This is a genomic window from Micromonospora sp. 4G55 (genome assembly GCF_016803375.1).
In genome coordinates this window covers 1-2,353 of sequence record NZ_JAEVHN010000840.1, presented here as the reverse complement: position 1 = coordinate 2,353, position 2,353 = coordinate 1, and the positions used below count along the sequence as shown (strand labels likewise).

Below are 2,353 nucleotides of genomic sequence, written 5' to 3'. Positions count from 1 at the left end.
ACCCGGGCCACCCAGGCGTCCGGGTCGCCCAGCTCGTCCAGCCGGGGCAGGGTCAGCGGGGAGCCGAAGATCTTGTTGAAGCCGTCCATGCCGACCCGGTCGACCACGCCGTGCACGAACTTGCGGCCCTCGGCGTACTGGCGCATCTTGACGTCGACGCCGAGCAGCCGGCGGATCGCCTTCTCCAGCGGGTTGCCGGCCTCGCGGCGGCGGTTGAACCCCGCCCGGATCCGCTCCACGCTGGGGATGACCTGCGGTCCGACGCCGTCCATCACGAACTCGGCGTGCCCCTCCAGCAGGGTCATCAGCGCGGTGAGCCGGTCCAGCACGGCCCGCTGGGCCGGGGTCTGCACGATGTCCAGCACGCTGGTGCGGCTCTCCGGGTCCTTGATCGCGTCGGAGAGGGTGGCGACGCCCCGGCGCAGCCGCTCCAGCAGGTGCTCGTTGCCCTGCGCGGCGTCGACGAAGGCGTTCACCTCGCTGAGGAAGTACGCCCGCATCCAGGGGACCGAGGTGAACTGGGTGCGGTGGGTGACCTCGTGCAGGCAGACCCAGAGCCGGAAGTCGCGCGGGTTCGCCTCCAGCTTCCGCTCCACCTCGACGATGTTCGGCGCGACCAGCAGCAACTGGCCCGGGTCGGCGGAGAACACCTCGTACTGGCCCAGGACCCGGCCGGAGAGGTAGGCGAGCACCGTGCCGGCCTGCATTCCGGTCAGCCGGGAGCCGATCGCCTCGGTGAGCGGCCCGGGACGCTTGTCGCCGGAGAGCCGGTTCACCAGCGGGGTGATCACCTCGCGCAGGCCGGCGATGTTGGCGCCCGCCCAGTCCCGGCGGTCCACCACCCGCACCGGCGGGTGCGTCACCTGCGACCGCAGCCCGGTGTAGTCGGCGACGTGCCCGGCCGCCTCATCGGTGAGCCGTCGCAGGTCGACGACCACGTCAGTGGCCTCGGCGTACGACACCCGGGGGCCCGACTTGCTCAGCGCCCCCCGCGGTCGCGGCGGCCAGATCCCAGTCCACGAACTGCGCCATGCACCCACCGTACCCGCGCCGGAACACCCCGGCCCGGCGTGCGAGCAGGGGCTCCGGCGGTCGGGGTCAGCGGCAGCCGCAGCCGGCCAGGGCGCCGGCGATCCGGTCGAGGGCCTGGCGGGTGACGTCCGAGTCGCCGGCCGGGGCCCGGTCGGTGAGGACCGCGAAGGTGAGCAGCCGACCCTCGGCCGTGGTGACCAGCCCGGCGATGGCGTGCACCCCGGTCAGCGTGCCGGTCTTGGCCCGGACCACCCCGGCACCGGCGGCGGTCGCCGCGACCCGGTAGCGGTCACCCAGGGTGCCGGACCAGGCGCCGACCGGCAGGCCGCCGAAGATGGCGCCGAGTTCCGGGTGGTCGCCCTTGCCCGCGAGCGCGATCAGGTCGGTGAGCAGCGAAGGGCTGATCCGGTTGTTCCGGGACAGCCCGCTGCCGTCGGAGAGGCTGATCTCGTCGGCCGGTAGGCCCAGCTCGCCGATGACCTCGTCCATCGCTGCCGCACCGCCGACGAAGCTCGCCGGCTGGTTGCGGGCCAGCGCCACCTGCCGGGCCAGCGCCTCGGCGATCACGTTGTCGCTGTCGCTGATCATGATGTCGACCAGACGGATCATCGGCAGCGACTCGACCTTGCCCAGTTCGGTACCGGGCGCCGGGGCGCCGGTGGCCGCGGCCCCGCCGGCCGGCGGGGCGGTGCCCTTGGTGACCGGGGCGTCCCCGCCGAGGCCGAGCAGCCGGGCGAAGGAGCGGCCGGCGGTCAGGTCGGGCTCCGGGACCCGCTCGGCCGCGCCGTGGGTGTCGTCGAAGGTCTTCCGGGCCGCCTCGGGGTCGCTGCGCGCGCCGTCGGTCATCAGCGCGGTGATCGACGCGCCGTAGCCGCCGGTCGGGATGTCGTCGTCCCAGCCGGGGCCGTGCACCGGGCCGGGGAAGAGCGAGGAGTCGACGACGACCTTGGTCGGAGCGGTGCCGCCGAGCGCCTGCTTGACCTGCTTGGCCAGTGTGTCGAGCCGGGCCGCGCCCGGGTAGAAGCCCTTGCCGTCCACCGCGAGGGTCGGGTCGCCGCCGCCGACGAGCACCACCTCGCCGGGGTTCGCCCCGGCCACCGCCCGGGTGGGGATGCGGTACCCGGGGCCGCGGGCCTCCAGCACGGTCACGCCGGTCGCCAGCTTGGTCACCGAGGCGGGCACCGTGCCGTCGTCGCCGCCCCGGGCGTAGATGGACTGCCCGGTGGTCACGTCGGCCACCGAGATGTTCACCCGGCTGCCGAGGGCGGCGGCCCCGAGCAGCGGCTCCACGGCGGCGCGTACCCCGGCGGAGGTGGGCTGC

Annotated in this window: 1 protein-coding gene and 1 pseudogene; both read right to left on the bottom strand. The window is 74.6% G+C overall.

Annotated elements, in window-relative coordinates; genetic code table 11:
* Nucleotides 1-1,032 (bottom strand): annotated as a pseudogene (locus JNW89_RS34990) (zinc-dependent metalloprotease); the annotation flags it as partial.
* Between the two features lie 66 nt (nucleotides 1,033-1,098).
* Nucleotides 1,099-2,353: D-alanyl-D-alanine carboxypeptidase/D-alanyl-D-alanine-endopeptidase (gene dacB, locus JNW89_RS34985; protein ID WP_238452282.1), on the bottom strand; the 1,255-nt coding region annotated here is incomplete at its 5' end.